The sequence below is a fragment of the Methanosarcina sp. 2.H.T.1A.6 genome (genome assembly GCF_000979455.1).
GTDB lineage: Archaea > Halobacteriota > Methanosarcinia > Methanosarcinales > Methanosarcinaceae > Methanosarcina.
In genome coordinates this window covers 1-480 of the sequence record NZ_JJOY01000029.1, presented here as the reverse complement: position 1 = coordinate 480, position 480 = coordinate 1, and the positions used below count along the sequence as shown (strand labels likewise).

The window sequence follows — 480 nt, the reverse complement described above, 5'->3', positions numbered from 1 at the left end:
TTACCGCGGTAGTTATTCTCCATGTGGCCACAGTAGACATCAACATAAAGCCTTGCCCACTTGATGTCAGTAAAAGCAGGCAGGGTAAACGTTTTTTTAGCGGAAGTATCAAACCCTGGATACGAGTCAAACCACAATCCACCAGAAACAGTGCCTTCCTGCATTGTTGTCAGTGGAATTCCTCCGTTGTAACTGGGGGAAGTAAGAGGCTCACTGACGGTAATAGAGTCTGCAGCAGTTGTCGTGTTACTGCCGCCAGGACCTGTAGCGGTCAGAGTTACCTTGTAACTCCCCAGGGTCACATAAGTGTGAGTTGGGTTCTGATCTGTAGAAGTGCTGCCGTCGCCGAAGTCCCAGGTCCAGCTGCTAACTTTACCTGTGGAGGTGTCTGTGAACTTGACTATAAATGGTATATTGCCTGCATTCGAATCTGAAGTAAAGCTTGCAACGGGTGCTGAAACATCAGAAGTTACGGTGATG

1 protein-coding gene is annotated in these 480 nt (G+C 48.1%); it reads right to left on the bottom strand.

Going from position 1 to position 480, the window contains the following annotated elements:
* On the bottom strand, positions 1-480 hold a 480-nt coding region (locus EO98_RS18725; protein ID WP_162198324.1), incomplete at both ends, for a PKD domain-containing protein.